Origin of the sequence: Rathayibacter sp. AY1G1, from assembly GCF_002932095.1 — a bacterium.
In the GTDB taxonomy this organism is placed as follows: domain Bacteria; phylum Actinomycetota; class Actinomycetes; order Actinomycetales; family Microbacteriaceae; genus Rathayibacter.
The window spans coordinates 1-19769 of record NZ_PSUZ01000032.1; the positions used below are offsets into that span (position 1 = coordinate 1).

Consider the following 19769-nt stretch of genomic DNA (forward strand, 5'->3'; position numbering starts at 1 on the left):
CGACTCCGGATCGGCGACCACGAGCCGGTTCGCGCCGGGCACGAATCCGCGCAGCTCCGCGTGCTGCCCGAGCGGGCTGATCGAGCCGGGCGTCAGCAGGTCGAGCAGGAGCACCGTGTCGTCGAGCGAGTGGGTGACGACGGAGGTGGTGCCGGGCACGAACATCCAGTCGCGCGCCCGCAGCGGCCCGCCGTCGATCCCGAGCACGGGGACCGCCTCGGCCTTCTGGTCGGTGAGGTCGTAGGAGTAGAGGGCGCGGTCGAGCGGGCCCGACGGCGCCTGCCCGGTGAAGGTCCAGCCGAGCACGCCCTTCTCGGGCGAGGAGTGCAGCTCGCGCACGGTCCCGGGGCCGGGGAGCGGGATGACGCCCTCGGAGCCGGTGTCGAGCGTGACCGTGCGGAGGAGGTTCGTGTCGTCCGGCTCGATGGTCACGACGACCAGCACCGGGCCGACGACGGCGTAGTCCTGGATCCGGTCGGCCGTGACGAGGACCCGGGCGTCGCCTCCGGAGAGCGGGCGGACGCGGACGGCGTCGGGCTGCGAGGGGTCGTCGGCGGTGCGGTCGAGGGTGAAGAGGTCGGGGTCCTTCGTGGTGAAGGAGGCGGAGACGTCGGCGGCCGAGCCGGTCGCGGCGCTGCGGGCGTCGTCGATCCCGATCTCGTAGCGGGTGGCGTAGCGGAGGGTGTCGGTGAAGGTGACGGTGAGCACGCCGCCGTCGAGCTCGGCGGTGTGCGGGGCGTCCGGAGCGACGCGGACACGGTCGAGCGCGTCGGGCTCGAGCGCCTGGTCGAGGTGCAGGCGGGCTCGGGAGCCGTCGCGCTCGACGACGCCGTCGGTGCTGACCTCGAGGGAGGCGACCCGGGGCCCCTTCGCGACGGTGGCGGCGGTCAGGCCTCCGACCGCGAGGACGAGCACCGCGACGACCGCCCAGAAGAGCCGCGAGAAGCGGGAGGCGCCTGCGGAGTCGAGGCCGGGAGCCCGCCGCGCACCGCCTCCGGCCCGTCGCCCGCTCCGCGCCGACGTGCCGCCGCCGGGAGACGCGCCGGGCTCGAGAGACGCGCCGCGCTCAGGAGACGCGCCGCGCTCAGGATTCGCGCCGCGCTCAGTAGACATACGGCATCGCCGGCTCGTCGATCGGAGTGAGCGCCTCCGGCTCCAGCACGACCGCCTCGGCGCTGGTGACGCTCGGGTTCGCGCCGAAGCCGCCGCTCGCCTCCAGCCACTGCCCCTCCGACCAGGTGTCGGCCCAGCCGGCCTGGTAGACCGGCACGCCCACCGGCTGCGCGTCCACCGCGCAGCAGGTGACGACGAAGCGGGCGATGTAGAAGACGTTCTCGGGGTCGGAGGCGTCGGGGGTCACGAATCCGCTCACCGTCGCCGTGCGGCCGGCGAGGAACTGCTCGCTCGCGCCCTGACGCAGCAGGGTCGCCCAGTCGCGCACGCTGAACGAGGCCGTGTCGCCGGTGGGCGCCGCAGCGGTCACGGAGGCGTCGACGGCGCTGGTGTTGACCTCGCGCTGCGTCGCGGTCGAGGCGGTGAGGGCGGCCGGCGGGAGCACGAGCAGGGCGACGGCGGCGGAGGCGATCACCGCGACTCCGGCCGCGACCGCGACCACCCGGCGCCAGGGGCGGGCGGGCACGGGGGCGTGGAGGTGCTCGACGTCGTCCTCGTGCTCGTGGGCGTCCTCCTCGGCGCCCGGCACGACCGCGAACGCCGCGATCAGCAGCACTCCTGCGATCACCGCGAGCACCACCGAGAACTCGAAGTAGCGGGGGTGGATGTAGAGGCCGAGTCGGCCGGTCGCCGCGAGCCACAAAGTCGAGACGACGCCGATCAGGCTGAGGACGACGCCCTTCCAGCGGGCGAGGAGGCGCTCAGAGCGCATAGTTCACCGCCAGTCCCAGCACGGCCGCGGCGAGGGCGACCAGCACGGTGACGCGCACCAGCGTCGCGGCCGAGAACGTGGTGCGGAGCAGCGCGAGCATCTTGACGTCGATCATCGGGCCGAAGACGAGGAACGCGATGATGCCTCCCGGCAGGAACGTGGAGCCGAACGAGAGCACGAAGAACGCGTCGACGTTCGAGCAGATCGAGATGACGAAGGCGAGCACCATCAGCGCCAGCACCGACCAGAGCGGGTCGCCGCCGAGAGTGGTCAGCACGTCGCGCGAGACGCCGACCTGGATCAGCCCCGCGATGGCGGCGCCGACGAACAGCGCCGGCATCATCGCCCCGGTCTCCTCGGCGAACAGCAGCACGCTGCGCCGGGAGCGGTCGCGGAGGGAGCGGGAGGGCCGCTCGCCCGCCTCGCAGGCAGCGCGGAAGCGGTCGGTGAGCAGGCTCATCGGCTCGGAGTGGCGGCTGAAGATCCAGCCGACGAGGTTCGCGATCGCGAAGCCGCCGACGATGCGCCAGACGAGGATCCCGTCGGCCCAGCCGAAGGCCTGGTAGGTCGTGACGATGGTGATCGGATTCACGATCGGCGCGGCCAGGAGGAACGTCATCGACTCCGACACCGAGAGGCCCTTGACGATCAGCCCGCGCGCGAGCGGCACGTTGCCGCACTCGCAGACCGGGAGGAGCACGCCGAGCAGCGAGATCACGAGCCGCCGCGGGAGCGCCCGCTTGGGCAGGATCCTCAGCAGCACGGCCTCGGGCACCCACAGCTGCACCGCGATCGAGAGGACGATGCCGAGGAACACGAACGGCAGCGACTCGATGACGACGCTGATCGAGAGGGTGAGGAAGTCGCGCACCGCGTCCGAGAGGGCGTCGCCCGCCGCGTCCGGGGCGAGCAGGCGCGTCGCCACGAGGACGGCGACCAGGGCGAGCCCGAGGAGCGGCCCGCGCCGCGACCGCCGGGCGCCCGGGGACGCGCGGGTCGGGGCGGCGAGCGCGGATTCGGGGGACATCCCGACCCATCGTAGGCGGGGGTCCTGCGCGGGCCGGGGCGGGGCGCGGCTGCGACGTACCCGGCGAGTGTGAGCCCGGCCCCGCGAGGTCCGGCCGCCCGCGAGTGTCGGATCGTCGTCGCACTCGCGCTCGAGTGCGACGACTTCTGGACACTCGGTGCGAGGGCGGGCGCCGAGGGTCGCGGGAGGCGGGCGCGGCACTCGCGCAGAAGCCCTCCGGGTGCAGGATGAGCGCATGCCCGCCTCCCCCGCGCACCCCCTCCGCGTGCGGATGCAGCCGCGCGCGATCGACGAGGCGCACCGCGTCTCGAGTCCGCTCGAGCTGCTCGTCGACCTGACCTTCGTCGTCGCGATCGCGCAGATCGCCCAGCAGCTCGCCCACGCGACCGAGGAGGGGCACCTCGCCGAGGGGCTCCTCCCCTTCGGCATGGTGTTCTTCGCGATCTGGTGGGCGTGGATGAACTTCACCTGGTTCGCCTCCGGGTACGACACCGACGACGTGCCCTACCGGCTGCTGACCCTCGCCCAGATGGGCGGCGTCCTGGTGCTCGCGGCGGGAGTGCCGGCCGGCTTCGAGGACGGCGACTACCGGGCGATCACCATCGGCTACGCGATCATGCGGTTCGCGCTGGTGAGCCAGTGGATCCGCGTCGCCGTGTCCACTCCGGAGCACCGCACCTCCGCCGTGCGCAACGCCGTCGGCTTCTCGATCGTGCAGGTCGGCTGGCTGATGCGGCTGCTCCTGCCCGAGGAGGTCGGGGTGGTGAGCTTCCTGCTCCTGGTCGTCTGCGAGCTGGCCGTGCCCCTCTGGGCACAGCGGGCGGGCGACGCGAACTGGCATCCGCACCACGTCGCCGAGCGGTACGGGCTGTTCACGATCATCCTGCTCGGCGAGGGCGTCCTCGCGGCGGTGATGGGCGTGCAGCGGGCGGTGACGGAGGCGGGCGTCAGCGCCTCGCTCGTGCTGGTCGCGGCCTGCGGGCTGGTGATCGTGTTCGCGCTGTGGTGGCTGTCGTTCTCGCATCCCTCCGGCGAGCTGCTGGAGCGGCGGCGCGGCCTCTCCTACCGCTGGGGCTACGCGCACTTCGCGGCGTTCGCGGCCCTCGCGGCGCTGGGATCCGGGCTGGAGGCGGCCGTCGCCGCGACCGCGGGCCACCTCGAGGCGTCCGACACGGTGATCGGCGCGGCCGTCGCGGTCCCGGTCGCGGTCTTCGTCCTGACCCTGTGGGCGGTGCACGCGCCGCTCGGCGAGCACCAGCCGATGCCCGCGCGGCTGGCGCTCCCCGGTGTCGCGCTGGCGCTCGCGACTCCGCTCGTGGCGGGGGCGCTCGGCGTGGGCGGGGTGCTGGTCGCGCTGGCCGCGGTCTCGGCGGGGCTGGTCGCCGCGGTGGTCGGGCGCGGGCGCACCGCGGAGTGACAGGGTCGGCGGGCGAGGCGTGTCGCCGTCGCGAGAGGCGCGTCCGGCGCCTCGAGACACCGCCCTCATCGGCGAGACGCCGGCCTGGCGGCGGTGTCCCGGCGGGAGCGGAACGCCTCGGCGAGCGCGCCGCGGCAGCGGCTACCCCCGGCGCGCTAGCGACTCCGGGCGGCGGGGCACCCAGCAGCGGACGCGCGAGCGGTAGCGCTCGAAGTCGGCGCCGAAGCGGGCGGCGAGGTCCGCCTCCTCCAGCGGGCGCACGGCCTGGTTCCAGACGACGGCGCCGAGGAGTGCGTACAGCACGACCAGCCACGACGAGAGCAGCATCCCGACCGCCGCTCCCTGCGCGATGCCGGCGACCGCCATCGGGTTGCGGACCCAGCGGTAGGGCCCGGCGATCACCAGCCGGTTGGTCATCGCGATCGGCAGCGGCGTGCCGTCGCCGAGGAGCGACATCGTGAGCCCCGACCAGATCCCGAGCGCGCTCGCCGCGACCAGCAGCAGGACGGCGAGTCCGACGACCGCGGGCGGTGCCGCTCCGAGGCCCACGCCCCAGCGCTCCTCCAGCGCGGCGATCACCAGCGGGACGACGACCAGCGCGCCTCCCCAGAACACCACGATCTGCCCGAGGGTCGCGGCGAGGTGCGATCCGGGCCGGCGGCCGGCGGTCGCGACGCGGAAGGTGAAGGGACCGGAGGCGATCCAGCGCGTGGGCACCCGGCCGAGCAGGAGCAGGCACGCCGCGACGACGGAGCCGCCCGCCGCGGCGAGCATCGCGACGACGCCCCAGCCCGCCTCCCCCGTCAGGGTGGCCCAGACGGCCAGGGCGACCGCGACGAGGAGCGTCCAGGCCGTCGCGGTGACGGCCGCCCAGCGGATCCCGGCCGCGGCCAGAGCGGAGGCGCCGACGAACAGCGGGAGGTCGAGAGCCGCGACAGGGACGGGATCGAGGCTGCCGAGCGTCGCGATCCGCACGGCGGGGACGAGCGCCACGGCGACCCACCAGGCCGCTCCGCCGAGCGCCTGCACGGCGAAGTAGAGGCGTCCCCAGGGCATGGCTGCACGGTACTTCATAGCTGAACCCAAGGAACGACCCAGGGCGTTGACGGGCTCAGCGCCCTAGGCTCGGAACCAGTTCCCGCCGCCTCCACGAGAAGCGGCCCACCACGACGCCAAGGACGACGCCGATGAACCGCACGACCGTGATCACCGCACTCGCCTGCGGGCTCCTCCTCACCGCCGCCGCAGCCACTCCCGCTGTCGCCGCGACCTCGGACACCGCCGGGGACTCCACCCGCTCCGTCGACGAATTCGGCGTTCTCGCCGCGACCGACGGCGACACGCTGCTGATCAACGGGCGCGCCTTCCTCCTCGAGTAGGTCCTCCCCGCCGGGCACGGCCGCGAGGACGCCACTCGCGGCGCCGGCCTCCTGATCCGCCGCTGCGTCGACGTCGACGCCGCCGCGGCCGTATTCCTGGTGACGACGGTGCACGGCTTCTCGGGGCCCGAGATCCTGCCCGCCTACCGCGAGGCGCTGCGGCATCCGCGCACCGCGCACCTGGTGTCGATCTCGGACAGCGACCGCTCCCCCGAGCTCGACTACGCGGCGACGGTGCACCACGGGATCGACGTGGACGGCTTCCCCGCCGGATCCGGAGGAGAGGACCTCGTGATCCTCGGCTGGATCCACCCCGACAAGGGCACGGCGGAGGCGGTCCGGATCGCCGCCGCGGCCGGGCGGCGACTCGTGATCTGCGGCATCGTCCAGGACGAGCGCTACTGGCGCGAGGAGGTCGAGCCGCTCGTCGACGGGACTCGCGTCGACTACCGCGGCTCGGTCGGGCCGGAGGAGCGCGCCCTCGTGCTCGGCGGGGCGCTCGCGCTCCTGCATCCGATCGGCTTCGACGAGCCGTTCGGCCTCTCCTTCGTCGAGGCGATGGCGTGCGGGACGCCGGTGATCGCGTACCGCCGCGGATCCATGGCCGAGATCATCGACGAGGGCGTCACCGGGTTCGCGGTGTCGTCACGCGAGGAGGCGGTCGCCGCGGTCGAGCGGGTCGGGCTCCTCGACCGCGCGGCCGTGCGAGAGACGGCGCGCCGCCGCTTCGCGGTGGACCGGATGGTCGACGAGTACCTCGCGGTGTACGCGGGGGTGCTGGGGCGCTGACGTCGGCGTCACGTCGGCATCGGATGCTCGCGTGACTCCCGGCCCTCTGCACCGAGTCGCCCGAGAAGGCTCGTTCTCGACGCGGAGAACGAGCCCTCCCGGGCGACTCAGCGATCCTGATAGGAAGAGGCCGTGCCTCGACCTCATCTCTTCGTCACCCGCGGAAGCCTCCTCCACTTCGCCTGCGACGCGTGGCTCCTGCCGACGGACCGCTTCCTCTCGTTCACGGACTTCTGGCGCGAGGTGCCGCAGCTGGAGGATCGCGCACGCGCCGCGCTGACTCCGGAGTTCTCGGACGGCCGACAGATGGCACTGCCGCTCGCGCCGCGCGACGGCGAGCCCACTCCCGTCCTCACCGCCGTCCCCGATCGCGCCGTGCGCGACGCCGAGGACAGCGAAGGACTCGCCGACATCGCCCGCCGCCTCCGGGCCTTCGTCGAGGTCGCCGCGCAGACGGCGACGAGGGATCGGCGCACGAGGCGGCCGCTGCCACTCCTGGCCGTGCCGCTCTTCGCGACGGCGGGCGGCGGATCAGGGACCCTCCGCGACGCCGTGCTCGCCCAGCAGCTCCGCGTGCTGCGGGAGGCCGCCGAGGCGTTCGAGGTCGACATCGCGATCGTCACCCTCCGCGCCGACGTCCACGCCTTCGCCCAGTCCAGGCGGCGACTCGATCCCGCGACGTCCTGGCCCGAGCTGGAGGCTCCGGCCCTCGAGGAGGCGCAGAGCCTCGCCGAGCGCGCCCGGCGCCGCCGGCTCGTGCCCTTCCTCGGCGCCGGGACCAGCGTCAGCGCCGGCGGCCCCTCTTGGGACGGACTGCTCGAGGAGCTCGGTCGCGAGATCGGACTCGACTCCGAGACGTCCGCGGTCCTCAGCGGGAAGAACGTGCTCGACCAGGCGTCCTACCTCGCGACGCTGTTCGACGAGGAGCAGCCCGGACGGTTCGCCGAGGCCGTCGCCCGTGAGATCGGATCCCTCGAGCGGTACGGTCTCGCGCCGGCGCTCCTCACCGCGATCGACTCCGAGCAGGCCATCACCCTCAACTACGACCGCCTCTTCGAGACGGCGTCCGAGGATGCGGGCGTCCCCCGCGCCGTTATCCCCGGCGACCACGAGGGCGACCACGAGCGCTGGCTGCTCAAGCTCCACGGCACCGTCGACGACCCGTCCTCGATCGTCCTCACCCGCGACGACTACCTCGGCTTCGACTCCTCCCGCCGCGCCCTCTCCTCGATCGTGAAGGCCACCCTCGCGACCCGGCACCTGCTCTTCGTCGGCTTCGGCCTCACCGACGACCACTTCCACGAGATCGTCCACGACGTCCGCCGCGCGTTCCCCTCCTCCGCCTCGGGAACGCTCGCGACCGCCCTCACCCTCTTCGCGGATCCGCTCGACGAGCGCCTCTGGCAGGGGAGGCTGCGGCTCGTGCCGATGCTGCCGGTGCCCCGCGATCCGTCCCGCGTCGGCGAGGCCGCCCGCGTCCTCGAGATCTTCCTCGACGCCCTGGCCGCCTTCGCGACGGACGCCCACTCGTACCTCCTCGCGCGAGGGCACGAGAGCGCGATGACCGAAGCGGAGCTGCGGCTGCGGGAGCGGTTGACCGGGCTGCTCCGGGAGGCGACGGCGGAGGAACGGGCGACCGGGGCGTGGCAGGAGGTCGCGGGGATGAGTGAGCGGCTGGGTGGGGAAGGGCGCTAGCTCGGACAGCGCTCGTCCCTCGAGGGCCGAACGGCCGAGCCGGCGGTCGTCGGCGAGTCCTGCGCGGATGGACGAAGGACCAGCGGATCGACTGATCGCGGGCGAGAGGTCACCGGCCTCCCGCCCGGCACCGCTCAGACGGCGTCGTGGAGCTCGACGTTGTCCTGATACTCGAAGTGCGTCTGGACACGATCCGAGACGTCGATGTTCTGCAACTTGCTGGACGCTGGGATGAAGCCCACCAGACCAGCTGCCGTCTCACCGGCCTGAGCCGTCCGGTAGACGAACTTGAGGATCGCGTCGTTGCGGGAGTGGTAGCCGTAGACCGCTTCGTCGACCGAGGCGGTCAACGAGTCCCAGTTGCTCTTCGCACCGATCGCGGTGCCGAGGAGATGTGCGGCCTGGATCCGCGGCCCTCCGGGCTTCGTGCCCATGGACTGCGCGGCGACGACCATCGCCCTCGCTCCCAGACTGTGACCGATGAGCACGTACGACTTCGCGTTCGTGCGTGCAAGGAGATCACCGATGATCACGCCGGTCTTGTCGGCGCGGTTCTTCGCGACGTGCCAGGGGTTCCTCGCGAGGTCCGAGGCGATCATCGCCGGCCCGGCGACGCCTCCGAGAAGCTTCGCCCCCGCCTTGTGCCCGAGCGCCGCCGCTCCTCTGAGCAGCCCCATGGCGACGCCCTTGCCTGCTGCGCCCAGGGCGAGATCCGTCAGATCCCGCAACTCCTTCGACCCCCATCGGACGCGGTAGACGGGCGAGTCCGGGTAGCGGGAGTCGACGATCGACTTCCACTTGCCCCATCGGTCTCCCTCACCGTCGGTGAGGAACCCGTTAGCGACGACCACGGGGACGCCGCCCGTTCCCGGACGGAGCAGCTCGATCTGGAACGACTTGTCCTCGCTCAGGTAAGCGTTCGCGACCGATGCCCCGAGGACACCTCCCACCGCCGCTCCGACGGCCGTCACGACCGCCGTGCCGCCGGCCATGCCGAGCCCGCCCGCTGCGAGGGTGCCGCCGCCGAGCAGCGCGAGTCCGTGTGAGCTCGCCGCTGCGCCGGTGAATCCGCCGAAGACGCCGAGCGAGCCGATCGCGCCGCCGATGGCGGGAGCGGCGAGGAGAGCGACCGGCGCCGCCATCGCGAGGACAGCGATGCCGCCCACGATGATCTTCGAGGTCGCGTCGAGGTCGGGCTTCTCGTACTCGAGGAAGGCCTCGTAGTCGTGCAGCTCGCCGAAGCTCCCCTGGGCCTTCTCGAAGCCCGGGATCTCGTGCTTGTGCTCGGCGCAGAACTGGGGGACGCGCAGAGCGCCGCGCTCGCGCACCGCCATGTTGCCGCAGCCGACAGCCACGCACGGGAGCGTCGCGGATCCGCAGCCCTGGCAGACGTACACCGGAAGCTGCCCCGCGGGACGGTTGGACTTCCGGTGCTCGGTGTTGAAGAAGCACGACGAGCACCATCCGTGCTGGACGTCCAGCAGCGAGACGTCGTCTGCGACGTCCGCGATCCACTGCGCCGTCTTCGCGTACGTCTCGGCCACTTTCTGTGCGGTCCGCCGCTCCTGCTCCACCTGCTGGAGAGCGGCCTTCTGCTCGGCCGGATCCGAATACGCGAGAGCCTCGGCATTGGACGTCATGCGGGCGCGATACCAGGTCTTGGCGTACGCCCACATGTTGCTGCGCAGTGCAGGATTGCTCTCGAGAACGCCACCGCTCTCCGTCACCGGCTCGAGATCGGTGAATTCCCCCGCAAGGGAGAGAGTCGCCCCCTGATCCGAGACCACATCCACTCGGAGACGGGTTCCTTCGACGACATAGGCGTGCAGTGAGCCGGGCATGGGTTGATCGTGCCATACCGGTCGAGGTCCGGTTCGCTGCGGAAGGGCCGTCGCCTCCATGCGGTCGCCGCTTACATCCGGCCCTTCATGGCACCCGACGTTCGACCCCGCTTGAACGAAATGCCCGGCTTCCCCGGCGTGCCGAAGGAACTGCAACCTGTTCACGACATCATTAGGAAGTACCGCAACACTACTGTCACGTACTCTCAGTCGGACCTCGTGCTGCCCCTGGCCCTCGCGACTCTTGACAGCGACGGCACCGTTACCGACCGATCAACCTTCGTTACAGAACCCATCACCATCGCCGTCTCGGCAATATCGATAGTTGTTCTCACGCTCCTCTTCTGCTTCCGCCGCTCGCCTGTCAAATTCCGCTTCTCGTTCGCGCCAGGCGTCAATTTCCTGTGCCACCTCGATCTCGAGCGCACGACGACATTCTCCTACAGTGCCGATGTAATTGGCGGCCACGGAGTTGCCTGCTTGCGCTATGAGTCGCGCGTACGGTCGGGCTCCATCGGCTATGGACGCTCGCGGCACATAATCGATGTAAGCCACAGTGTCATCGCCTACACCATTCTTGCCCACGCCCCCCTCCATGCTCGAGGCACTTGGGCGCCACCAGCCTGTTCTGACTAGTTCTTCGTTTATCGATCCACCCGGCGGTGCGACACTGGCCGCACCATTGCCGCCGTCGAGCCGATGAATGAACCCTTCACTCCTGTGCGGCTCGCTCATGACAACCAGTACTTCCTGCCCGATCGGGAGAGCCATTTCCATTTCCTGCCGAGCTTGTTCGACACCGTTCTGAGTGGGCTGACAGGCTTGAGCAACCGGTTCGATGAGATCCAGGGTCACGGTGGCCCCGTCTACCCTCAACGTGGAAAGGTCACCGGCCTCTGGGCGTCCAGTGATCTTCCCTGAGAAAATACGTTCTTCAGCGTGAAGGTCAGATGCAAGCATTTCCTGCACGTCACTGGCTGCTTCATCAGTCTTCAACGCCCTGACGCTGACGATAGTACCTTCGCTTTTACTAGTTCCAGGTGAAATGTCTTGGGAAACGACGGTCCAGTTAGATTTACGCCAAATGCTCCGCTCGTTGAGCTTGTCCTCAGCGTTGATCTCAAGCCGGAGTCGATTTGCCAGCTTTTCAGCCTCGCTAAGTCTCATACCAACCAACATTGGAACGCGAACCTCACCCTCCTGCGGCCAATATTCGGGGGCAAAGGTTGCGCTAGGAGATGAGACTGGCGTTGCCGGGATAGTGGAGGCCGGTGTCGGACTTGCGGTAGGGGAGTCAGGAGCAGCGGACAAAAGTGCAGGTACTTGACCGGCATCACTTGCGTCTCGGCCCTGAATTGTGCCCCTGTGGCGTTCGCGAAGACACCGACGAGCACGACGAGCGCACTGACGATTAGAGCAATTTTCTTGTGGCGCTCGTAGCCTTGGAGGCGCAGACCCCGCTTGTCCCGCATAGCGCCGGCAAGCACGAGAATTAGGTCCACGAGCACCCATATCCCAAAGCCGCCGAAAGTCAGCAACTTCAGGATTGCGGTTCCCGTTTTGCCGAGGTAGAAGCGGTCGACGCCGAACCAGCCAAGGAGCAGTGCGAACAGCCATGTCACCAGGAACGACTTATCGCCGGTGCCAGCATCTCTAACGTACCTAATGATTGGAGGCCGCGGCGGAGGCTGAGAGGACATATTCTTTCCTTAGTTCATGGGGCATGCTTAGCGAAGCACGCGTCACCGGGGGTGCCCTTCGATCGGGCTAATCGACGAGGTCGTCGTAACGTATTGCTTCCAGCAGCTCTGCAAGTTCGGGCTCATCCGACAAGTCGAGCGGCATGAACGCCTTCGTCACTCCGACCTGTCGAACATGCAAGTCCGTGCAGGTGTCGTTCAGCACCTGTATCGAATCCGTCGTTGCCCATTGAACTCCATCGACCGCGGCGCGATTTATTTTCGCCGCGACCAGTACATGTGGAATATGATTTCCGTAAGAATCGGAATCAGCAACCGCAACGGCAACGAATCGGACCGAGCGCAAACCGGGCGCAACTGCAAACGCCTCACGAGCGGTCACAAGAACACATCCAGCTACCGCGTGCTTATGCCAGTCCGCCGCTTCCTTTTTTGGCAGAGTCTTGATTGTAAGTCGTCCCGCGGGCGTAAGGTCGGGCTTTCTCTGCGGCATCGCGTCGGCAGCAGGCACGATTACGACCAGTGTTGCTTCACCGCCAGAGACACTCAGAGGAGCAGCGGCGGCGTCGTTGTCCTCAAAAGCGGCGGCCAGTGCCGACATTACGACTTCCGGCTGGTTGTCGACAAGTGATTGCCACTCCCTGTCGAGCACAGCTTGCGCATCTTCCTGTTGTGTCGCCAGCTGCCATCGGTGCCAGTCAATCTCCTGCCGAGCATCCGCCTCTGCGTTTGCAAGAGCCTGGCGCCGATGGTCGCGGGCGAACCAGCTAACACCCTGAAGATGTGCCGCTCGGTGGAGATTCCAGATTTCTACCTCGTTGATCTCATCCAGCGGTGGAGCCAGCGGCCTCGTCGCTGGTGGGAATTCCTGCCGGTGCAGGTTGTCGATGCGCTTGTAGACCTCGATGAGCTGTTCTGCTGCTTCTGCTCTGCTTGCGGCTTCTACGGACCGGGTGACCGAGCCGCTGGAGGTGCGACGAGCAACGCCGAGGCTGGTGGAGTACGTCACCGGTCCGATACCGGTGGAGAACCCCGGTGCCCCTGCGCCCAGGTGGAGCCGCGCGGCGCGCGGACCGAGGCTTGTCCTCACCCCGCGGCTCGACACGCGCACCCGGACGCCGGGTACTAGGCGCACTGAGAATCCCATGGTTCGCAGCCTAGAGGACAGCGAAAGTGGTGTTTGTTGGCAGGTTCGGGCGTCTCTGGAGCGGTCCGGGTGATCCTTGATCCGTGGCGCAGCAGTGGAGGTTCGAACGTTAGTGAGTGGGAGTAGGACGACCGTCTGGCAGTGACGCAGTGCTCGGGCCAACAACGCACCGGCACGGCGTCGCCCGCGGTGAAACGCTCCCACTGCGCCGCCTCCAGCACATCACGCTCCGGCGGGTAGACGCTCATAACGTCAGCGACCCCGCGTCGGGGAAGTTGTTGCCCGCTAGCAGGAGGAGCGGCTCGTCGGGTCGCCGGGGCCGCCGATCAGGCCGGCGCGCGCGATCAGGGACGGCGCGGATCCGGCAAGCACGGTCTGCTCGCAGGCGGCCTCCGCGGCGCCGTACGAGGCGGGGTCGTCGGAGGGAGGGAGCAGCTCGGCGTCCTCGTCCGCGCCGACGACCGCGTTCTCGGCGTAGACGCTCGTGGTCGAGACGAGGACGTAGGCGCTGCAGCGCAGGTCGCGGACGGATCGGCGGACGTGCTGCCGGGTCGAGGAGACGTCGATCACCGCATCCCACGATGCCGCAGCCACGGCGTCGAGAGCGTCCTCGCGGTCGCGGTCGGCCCGGACGAGAGACACCCCCGCGGGCACGGCCGTCCCGCGCACGAGGCAGGTCACGTCGTGGCCGCGCCGCAGCGCCTCCTCCGCGAGGTGCCCGCCGAGCCAGCCCGTGCCTCCGAGGATCAGCGTTCTCATCCCCGCATGCTCGCACGGGCCGCCTCGCGCGAAGCCCGCTGAGGTGCCCGAGTTGGTCCCGAGAACGCTGAAACAACTGCATTCCCGGGCGACTCAGCGCAGTGGGCGCCGAGCGAGCGCCTCAGCGACAAGGGCCCCCTTCACGAGCCCCCGAACACCCGACCACCCGAGCCCGCCCGCGTCCTCTGTCCGGAATCACGCGGGCGGCTCGGGCGCTCGAGCGGCTCACACGACGACGAAGGCGTCCAGGATCAGCGAGTTGCCCGTGGAGGCGGCGTTGCGCTTGCTGCCGCGGCGGATGGTGATGGTGTGCTCACCGGCACTGAGGGTGCTGCTGGTGAACACGGTGCGGGCCGAGCGGTTCGTGGCGCTGTAGCGGTCGACGGAGGCGACGAGCACGCCGTCGATCAGGACCTCGTTGATGCCGGAGGTCGGGGTGATCCGGCTCACCCAGCTGACCTTCGTGCCCCGGAAGCGGAGGGTCGCCGAGGCCGTGGAGGTGCTGGAGTACGAGATGCTGCCGCCGCTGTCGGCGGTGCTCGAGAGCGTCGCCCAGGTGCCGACCGTCGCGATGACGGCGGCTCCGTTCTGGTACGTCCCCGCCGCCGGCAGCGTCGAGGTCGGGGTGGGCGTGGACGTGGCCGTCGGGGTCTCGGTCGGAGTCGGCGTGTCGGTGGGCGTCGGCGTGCTGGTCGGAGACGCCGTCGCGGTGGGGGTGGGCGTCGACGTGGAGACGGTCCCCGCGGTCACGACGAAGGCGTCGAGGATCAGCGTGGATCCGGTGGACGCCGGGTTGCGCGTCGTCCCGCGGCGGATCGTGACCGTGTGGGTGCCGGCGGCGATCGGCCCGCTCGTCCAGACCGTCTGACCCGAGCGGGTCGTGGGGCTGTAGCGGTCGACGGTGGCGACAAGGACGCCGTCGAGCAGCACCTCGTTGATGCCGGAGGTCGCCGTCATCCGGCTCACCCAGCTGACGCCCGTGCCCGAGAAGCGGAAGCTCGCGGACGCTCCGGCCGAGCTGGAGTAGCTGATGCTCCCACCGCTGTCGGCGGAGGAGGAGATCGTGCTCCAGGTGCCCGCCGTCGTGATGAGCGGCGAGGAGTTCTGGTACGTGCCCTCGCCGGGGATCGACGAGGCGGGCTCGTCGGGCAGCGGAACGACCGGCTGCTCCGCGAGCCAGCGGTCGAACGTGTCGAGCATGTCCTTGTTCGTCAGGCTCGGCACGTTGTGGCCGTTCGGAGCGCCCTCGGTCGGCGTGTAGAGGACCACCGCCTCCTTCGCGACGGGCTTCGCGAGCGCGACCCACGCCCCTCCGTGCACGGCGATCGGGACGAGGACGTCCTCCGTCGAGCCGGTCGTGCGGATCCGCGCCCCCGCCCACGAAGCCTGCGGCAGCAGCGCGGGGTCGGTCGCCGGGATCGTCGAGGGGTCGTTGTCGTAGTCCGGCAGGACGCGCCCCGGGTCGCGGCGGGCCATGTCGGCCATGTCGTAGACGCCGGCCGCGTGGTACGCGCCGCGGATCTCGGGGACCAGCTTGTTGCCGTACGCCCAGCAGAGCAGTGCGCCACCGCCGGAGTTCGAGCGGAGGAAGCTCGCCCCGATCCGCCACGTCTTCTGGAACCAGGCGACCGCGTCCACCTGCATGGCGACGGCCCGCTTGTTCGTGTAGATGCTGCCGCCGTAGTTGGGGCAGATCGAGATGACGCCCTTGTCGACGGCCTGGTCGGCGCTGTACTGGTAGGCGCCGGACAGGGCCGCGTAGGTGCTCCCGTTGGCGTGGTAGTACCAGTAGACGACCCGGCCGATCCGCTGCGAGGGGACGGCGGTGTGCGGAACGAAGAGCCGCGCGCGGTCGGTGCCGATCATCACGTCGATGATCTGGTACGGCTTCTTCCCCACGCGCGAGATCGCCGTGTCGCTGCGCCCGAGCTCGTTGGGCAGCGGCGGGATCACGCTGTAGTCGGGCGCCGCGGACGCGGTCATCGCGTAGGCGAAGGCGGATCCGACGCCGAGGGCGGCTCCGGTGAGGACGAGACGGCGGCTGTGGCGCGCAGGAGAGGACATGGGATCCCGACGTGGAGAGGGCTGCTCGGTCGGCGGAGCCTGACCGGAAGGTGTGAGGGGGGTGCTGCGGTCCGGATCGGACCACCGTGGAGGGGGCGCGGTGCGGTCCTTCGGGGGACCGTGCGGGCGGGCAGGCGCGATGCATCCTCCCGCGTCCGCCGCGCGACCACCAGACCCGCTTCAGGGACACCCGCGGCGGCGCTCCCACCTGGCGTTCAGCGGCGGAGCGATCCGGAGAAGGTCCTGGTGAGAGCGCTATCTCGCGCCACTGCTCTGGAGATGCCCGCCACGGGAGCGGAACTGCATCGTGTCGGTGGCGGAACTCCGGGGCGGCACGGGGCCGGCACGGATCCAGGCCGCCGTGCGCCCGGCGCGAGGGCCATGCGCACGTCAACACTCTCGCGGGAGACCCCCGGATGAGTCTCGTTATCTGAGCACGACCTGATCGCTGGTTCAGCGCCTGCTCTCCCCCCTCTGAGTGCCGACCGGATCGAGGGTCCGTCGTCCGCCGCCCGCGTCCCGTCTCAGGGGGACAGGGCGACTCCGAGCCGCGACCTATCGTGATCCCGCTCCATCCGGAAGGCCCGGCGAGGCGCCCCGGGGGGAGGTCGATCCGTGTCGAACGCGCATGCCCGGCCGAGCCACGACCGCTCGATCGCCCTCGGCCTCGTCCTGCTCCTGCTCGCCGCCGTCCTCGTGGTTCTGCCGGCGACGAGAGCTGCGGCGGCCACGGTCCTGCTCCAGGAGGGCTTCGGCGGCACCAGCGTCGCGGACTCGGCCTGGCAGGCGCTCGACGGGGGCTGCATCACCCGGGCGACGACCGCACCCCCGGCCGGGTCCTCGAACCTCGGCGTCTGCGCCAACCGGACTCAAGCCCCCGTCGCCGCGACGAGTCCGGGCTTCCTCCAGCTCACCGATGCCCGCAACGACGCCAAGGGCGGCGCGGTCTTCAACCGGCCCATTCCTGCCGCGGGCGGCATCGACGTCCAGTTCGACCAGTACCAGTACGGAAGCTCGCTGACCGGGGCCGACGGCATCGGCTTCTTCCTCACCGACGGCTCGAGGTCCCTCACCGCGGCGGGAGCTCCGGGCGGATCGCTCGGCTACGGCCAGTCGGCGACCGTCGACGGGGTGAACGGCGGCTACCTCGGGATCGGAATCGACGCCTTCGGGAACTTCTCGGCCAGGCCCCCCGCCGCGCCTACCCTCGGCCTCGGCTCCGACTGCCCCTCGAACTCCGGGTCGGCGCTCCTCACGGCGAACAAGGTCGTGGCGCGCGGACCCGGGCAGGCCAAGAGCGGATACTGCTTCCTCCAGTCGGCCTCGCCTCCCCTGCTGACGTCGGTCCGCACGACGGCCACGACATCGACGGGCGCTCCGCCCGCGTCCTACGGGCGCACGATACGGATCATGGTCTCGGCTGCCGCCACTCCCGTCGTCACGGTCTACTGGGGAGGGACAGCGGGTCTGCCCGCCGGGCAGCTCGATCAGCTGATGCAGTTCACGATGCCGACCGCAGCGCCCTCGACCTACAAGCTCGGCTTCACGGCGTCCACCGGTGGATCGAACGACACCCACCTCGTCCGCAACGTCTCCGTCTCGTCCATCAACACTCTCGACGACATCACTCTGGTCAAGCAGATCGACCGCACCACCACGCAGCCCGTCGCCTACGCCGAGGGATCCGTCATCCCCTACCAGTTCGTCGTCACGAACGGATCCATCCGGGGCACGCTCACCGGGATCGTCGTCACGGACCCGAAGGCCGCGAGCATCTCCTGTCCGACCACGACCCTGCTCCCGCTCGCCTCCACCATCTGCACGGGATCCCATACGGTCACGGCCGCCGAAGCGGTGGCCGGCTCGTTCGTCAACACGGCGACCGCTGCAGCGACGAAGACGGAGACGATCTCGAACGTCGTGACGACGACCCCCGTCACGAGCAGGACCGCCACCGTCACCGCCCCCATCGCCACCCCGGCTCCCGCTCTGACCCTCACCAAGACCGCCCTGCTCACCGACACGAACGGCAACGCCCAGGCCGACGCCGGAGAGCAGATCCGCTACTCCTTCCTCGCCCTCAACTCCGGCAACGTCACACTGCAGACGGTCGCCGTCGCCGACCCGAAGGTCACCGGCATCACGCCCGCCTCGACGCAGCTCGCCCCCGGAGCGAGCGCCACCTTCACCTCGGCGCCGTACACGGTGCTGCAGACCGACATCGACAAGGGCGCGGTCGTCACCAACACCGCCACGGTCAGCGGGCGCACGCTGGCCGCCTCGCCCGTGACGGTCACCGCGACCTCCACGGCCACCACGCCGATCCGCTACGCGCCCTCGATCTCGCTGACGAAGAACGGCACGATCCCGACCGGGGCCGCCGTGGGCTCGACCGTCTCCTACAGCTTCACCGCCACCAACACGGGCAACACCGGGCTGAGCTCCGTCACGGTCACCGATCCCAAGAGCGGGCTCTCCGCGCTCGCCTACTCCTGGCCGGGGACCGCCGGGCGCCTCGAGATCGGCCAGACGGTCACCGCGACCGCGTCGTACACGCTCACGCAGGCCGACGTCGACGCGGGCCAGGTCCTCAACACCGCCACCGCGACCGGCACCCCTCCGACGGGCGCCGCCGTCACGGCCACCTCCTCGCGGACGGTGACGATCACCCGCACGAACGACCTCGCGCTCACCAAGACCGCGAACCCCGCCTTCATCAGCGCCGCCGGCACCGTGGTGACCTACACCTTCCGCGCGACCAACACCGGCACCACCACCCTCACCGCGGTCGCGATCAGCGACCCCAAGAGCGGGCTCTCCGCTCTCACCTACTCCTGGCCGGGCACTTCCGGACGACTGCTGCCCGGCCAGGTCGTCACCGCGACCGCCGCCTACACGACCACCGCCGCCGACGTCACCGCCGGCACGATCGCCAACACCGCCACGGCGACGGCGACCGGCCCGACCGGCGTGGCGTTCACCCGCACGGCCTCGGTGAGCATCTCGGTGATCCCCGATCCGGCGGCCGACGCCGCGACGGTCGTGCAGGGCGGATCGGTCGTGATCGACGTGCTCGCGAACGACGGGCCCGCCGCGACCGGCGCGACCTTCTCGCGCGCGCAGCTCTCGGCGACCCCGAGGGCGATCGGAGGCGCGGCGACCCCCGCCCCCGCCACTCCCGTGCAGGGTTCCGTCTCCTGCGTCGCGAGCGGAGCGACCCGCGGCCAGTGCACCTACCGCCCGATCGCCGCCTTCGTCGGCACCGACGTCTTCGACTACTCCCTCTCGGGCCAGTACGGCACCTGGAACGTGCGGGTCACGGTCACCGTCACCGCGCTGAACCGCGCGCCGGTCGCCCGACCCGACCGCGTGGTCGCGACCACCGGCGGCCCCGCCGTCACCGTCGCTCCGCTCGCGAACGACACCGACGAGGACGCGGGCACGACCCTCGCCCTGGCCGGCACGAGCGTCCCGGCGGGACTGCGCGGCACCTTCTCCTGCTCCGGATCCACGTGCACCTACACGCCCGCGGCCGACGGCTGGAGCGGGAGCGCGACGATCGCGTACACGGTCACGGACGGCGCCCTCACGGCGGGCGGCACGATCACGGTGTGGGTCGATCCCGCTCCCCTCGTCCGGCGCGGCTTCTCCGGCACCGGCAGCACGAGCGGAGCGGTCGGGCTCGGCGCCTGGACCAGCTCCTCCGTGGTCGCCACGCCTGTCGCGAGCTGCACGGCCGGTCGGCCGAGCACCCTCGTGAGCTGGTCGGCCGCCGCTGGAGCGACCGGCTGGACCCTCGAGCGCCGCCTCGCGGGGACGACGCCCGCCCCCTGGACCGTGATCGCGGCACCCGCCGCCTCCGCGACGAGCTTCACCGACGACCGGGTCGGTGAGGGCCGCAGCTACCAGTGGCGGGTCCGCCCGGACCTGCAGCGCTGGCTCGGAGTCGCGTCCGCCGCCTCGACCGCCGTCGCCCAGCCGGCCGTCACCACCGCCGGAGGCTGCTGATGCCTCCCCGCCGACACCCCTCTCGTCCTGCACGTGTCCTCGTGAGGGAGACCACGCC

At 70.6% G+C, this 19769-nt stretch carries 15 protein-coding genes; 5 read left to right on the top strand and 10 right to left on the bottom strand.

Annotated elements, in window-relative coordinates; translation table 11 throughout:
• From C5C36_RS15195 to C5C36_RS15205, 3 genes are all read right to left on the bottom strand, one after another.
• On the bottom strand, positions 1-1113 hold a 1113-nt coding region (locus C5C36_RS15195; RefSeq protein WP_219814907.1), incomplete at its 3' end, for a hypothetical protein.
• A complete protein-coding gene (locus C5C36_RS15200) occupies positions 1103-1885 on the bottom strand; it encodes a TIGR03943 family putative permease subunit (RefSeq protein WP_104226373.1) in 783 nt (260 codons plus the stop codon). The genes C5C36_RS15195 and C5C36_RS15200, both read right to left, overlap by 11 nt.
• Entirely contained in the window at positions 1875-2912 is a 1038-nt protein-coding gene (locus tag C5C36_RS15205; protein WP_104223382.1) for a permease, read from the bottom strand. The genes C5C36_RS15200 and C5C36_RS15205 overlap by 11 nt, the downstream gene beginning before the upstream one ends.
• A 235-nt stretch (positions 2913-3147) precedes the next feature.
• Between C5C36_RS15205 and C5C36_RS15210 the strand changes: the two genes are divergently transcribed.
• The gene (locus C5C36_RS15210; RefSeq protein ID WP_219814908.1) at positions 3148-4329 is read left to right on the top strand and encodes a low temperature requirement protein A; all 1182 of its coding nucleotides are present in this window, start codon (positions 3148-3150) and stop codon (positions 4327-4329) included.
• 141 nt (positions 4330-4470) lie between these two features.
• Here the strand turns inward: C5C36_RS15210 and C5C36_RS15215 are convergent, their stop codons facing one another.
• Positions 4471-5385: an isoprenylcysteine carboxylmethyltransferase family protein gene (locus C5C36_RS15215; protein WP_104310001.1), complete on the bottom strand. Its 915-nt coding sequence runs from the start codon at positions 5383-5385 to the stop codon at positions 4471-4473.
• A gap of 131 nt (positions 5386-5516) precedes the next feature.
• On the opposite strand from C5C36_RS15215, the gene C5C36_RS15220 reads away from it, so the two are divergent.
• The 3 genes from C5C36_RS15220 (at position 5517) to C5C36_RS15230 (ending at position 8192) form a co-directional block, all read left to right on the top strand.
• Complete coding sequence (locus tag C5C36_RS15220; RefSeq protein WP_104223384.1) at positions 5517-5708, top strand: hypothetical protein; 192 nt, start codon at positions 5517-5519, stop codon at positions 5706-5708.
• 99 nt (positions 5709-5807) lie between these two features.
• On the top strand, positions 5808-6497 hold the full coding sequence (locus C5C36_RS15225) for a glycosyltransferase (protein ID WP_258072319.1): 690 nt from the start codon (positions 5808-5810) through the stop codon (positions 6495-6497).
• Between the two features lie 132 nt (positions 6498-6629).
• Positions 6630-8192, top strand: a complete 1563-nt coding sequence (locus tag C5C36_RS15230; protein WP_104310003.1) for an SIR2 family protein — start codon at positions 6630-6632, stop codon at positions 8190-8192.
• A gap of 134 nt (positions 8193-8326) precedes the next feature.
• Here the strand turns inward: C5C36_RS15230 and C5C36_RS15235 are convergent, their stop codons facing one another.
• The 6 genes from C5C36_RS15235 to C5C36_RS17750 form a co-directional block, all read right to left on the bottom strand.
• Positions 8327-9832, bottom strand: coding sequence for a DUF726 domain-containing protein (locus tag C5C36_RS15235; RefSeq protein WP_219814909.1), 1506 nt, complete (start codon positions 9830-9832; stop codon positions 8327-8329).
• 474 nt (positions 9833-10306) lie between these two features.
• Positions 10307-11200, bottom strand: a complete 894-nt coding sequence (locus C5C36_RS15240; protein WP_181133835.1) for a hypothetical protein — start codon at positions 11198-11200, stop codon at positions 10307-10309.
• Positions 11197-11733, bottom strand: a complete 537-nt coding sequence (locus C5C36_RS15245) for a TM2 domain-containing protein (protein WP_104310006.1) — start codon at positions 11731-11733, stop codon at positions 11197-11199. Before C5C36_RS15245 ends, C5C36_RS15240 begins: the two co-directional genes overlap by 4 nt.
• Positions 11734-11800: 67 nt before the next feature.
• Positions 11801-12742 carry a hypothetical protein gene (locus C5C36_RS17365; RefSeq protein ID WP_146085353.1) on the bottom strand — a complete coding sequence of 314 codons (942 nt, stop codon included), beginning with the start codon at positions 12740-12742 and terminating at the stop codon, positions 11801-11803.
• 423 nt (positions 12743-13165) lie between these two features.
• Positions 13166-13639 carry an NAD-dependent epimerase/dehydratase family protein gene (locus C5C36_RS15250; RefSeq protein WP_104310007.1) on the bottom strand — a complete coding sequence of 158 codons (474 nt, stop codon included), beginning with the start codon at positions 13637-13639 and terminating at the stop codon, positions 13166-13168.
• Positions 13640-13864: 225 nt separating this feature from the next.
• Positions 13865-15703 carry a hypothetical protein gene (locus C5C36_RS17750; RefSeq protein WP_181027253.1) on the bottom strand — a complete coding sequence of 613 codons (1839 nt, stop codon included), beginning with the start codon at positions 15701-15703 and terminating at the stop codon, positions 13865-13867.
• A gap of 615 nt (positions 15704-16318) precedes the next feature.
• On the opposite strand from C5C36_RS17750, the gene C5C36_RS15260 reads away from it, so the two are divergent.
• Positions 16319-19711 (top strand): Ig-like domain-containing protein, encoded by a 3393-nt coding sequence (locus C5C36_RS15260; protein WP_104263571.1) that lies wholly within the window; start codon positions 16319-16321, stop codon positions 19709-19711.
• The last annotated feature ends 58 nt before the right edge of the window (positions 19712-19769 follow it).

Coding starts and splice junctions, on each gene's coding strand:
- C5C36_RS15200 (WP_104226373.1), bottom strand. CDS start 1,885: ATGCGCTCTGAGCGCCTCCTCGCCCGCTGGAAGGGCGTCGTCCTCAGC.
- C5C36_RS15205 (WP_104223382.1), bottom strand. CDS start 2,912: ATGTCCCCCGAATCCGCGCTCGCCGCCCCGACCCGCGCGTCCCCGGGC.
- C5C36_RS15210 (WP_219814908.1), top strand. CDS start 3,148: ATGCCCGCCTCCCCCGCGCACCCCCTCCGCGTGCGGATGCAGCCGCGC.
- C5C36_RS15215 (WP_104310001.1), bottom strand. CDS start 5,385: ATGCCCTGGGGACGCCTCTACTTCGCCGTGCAGGCGCTCGGCGGAGCG.
- C5C36_RS15220 (WP_104223384.1), top strand. CDS start 5,517: ATGAACCGCACGACCGTGATCACCGCACTCGCCTGCGGGCTCCTCCTC.
- C5C36_RS15235 (WP_219814909.1), bottom strand. CDS start 9,832: ATGACGTCCAATGCCGAGGCTCTCGCGTATTCGGATCCGGCCGAGCAG.
- C5C36_RS15240 (WP_181133835.1), bottom strand. CDS start 11,200: ATGAGACTTAGCGAGGCTGAAAAGCTGGCAAATCGACTCCGGCTTGAG.
- C5C36_RS15245 (WP_104310006.1), bottom strand. CDS start 11,733: ATGTCCTCTCAGCCTCCGCCGCGGCCTCCAATCATTAGGTACGTTAGA.
- C5C36_RS15250 (WP_104310007.1), bottom strand. CDS start 13,639: ATGAGAACGCTGATCCTCGGAGGCACGGGCTGGCTCGGCGGGCACCTC.
- C5C36_RS17750 (WP_181027253.1), bottom strand. CDS start 15,703: ATGTCCTCTCCTGCGCGCCACAGCCGCCGTCTCGTCCTCACCGGAGCC.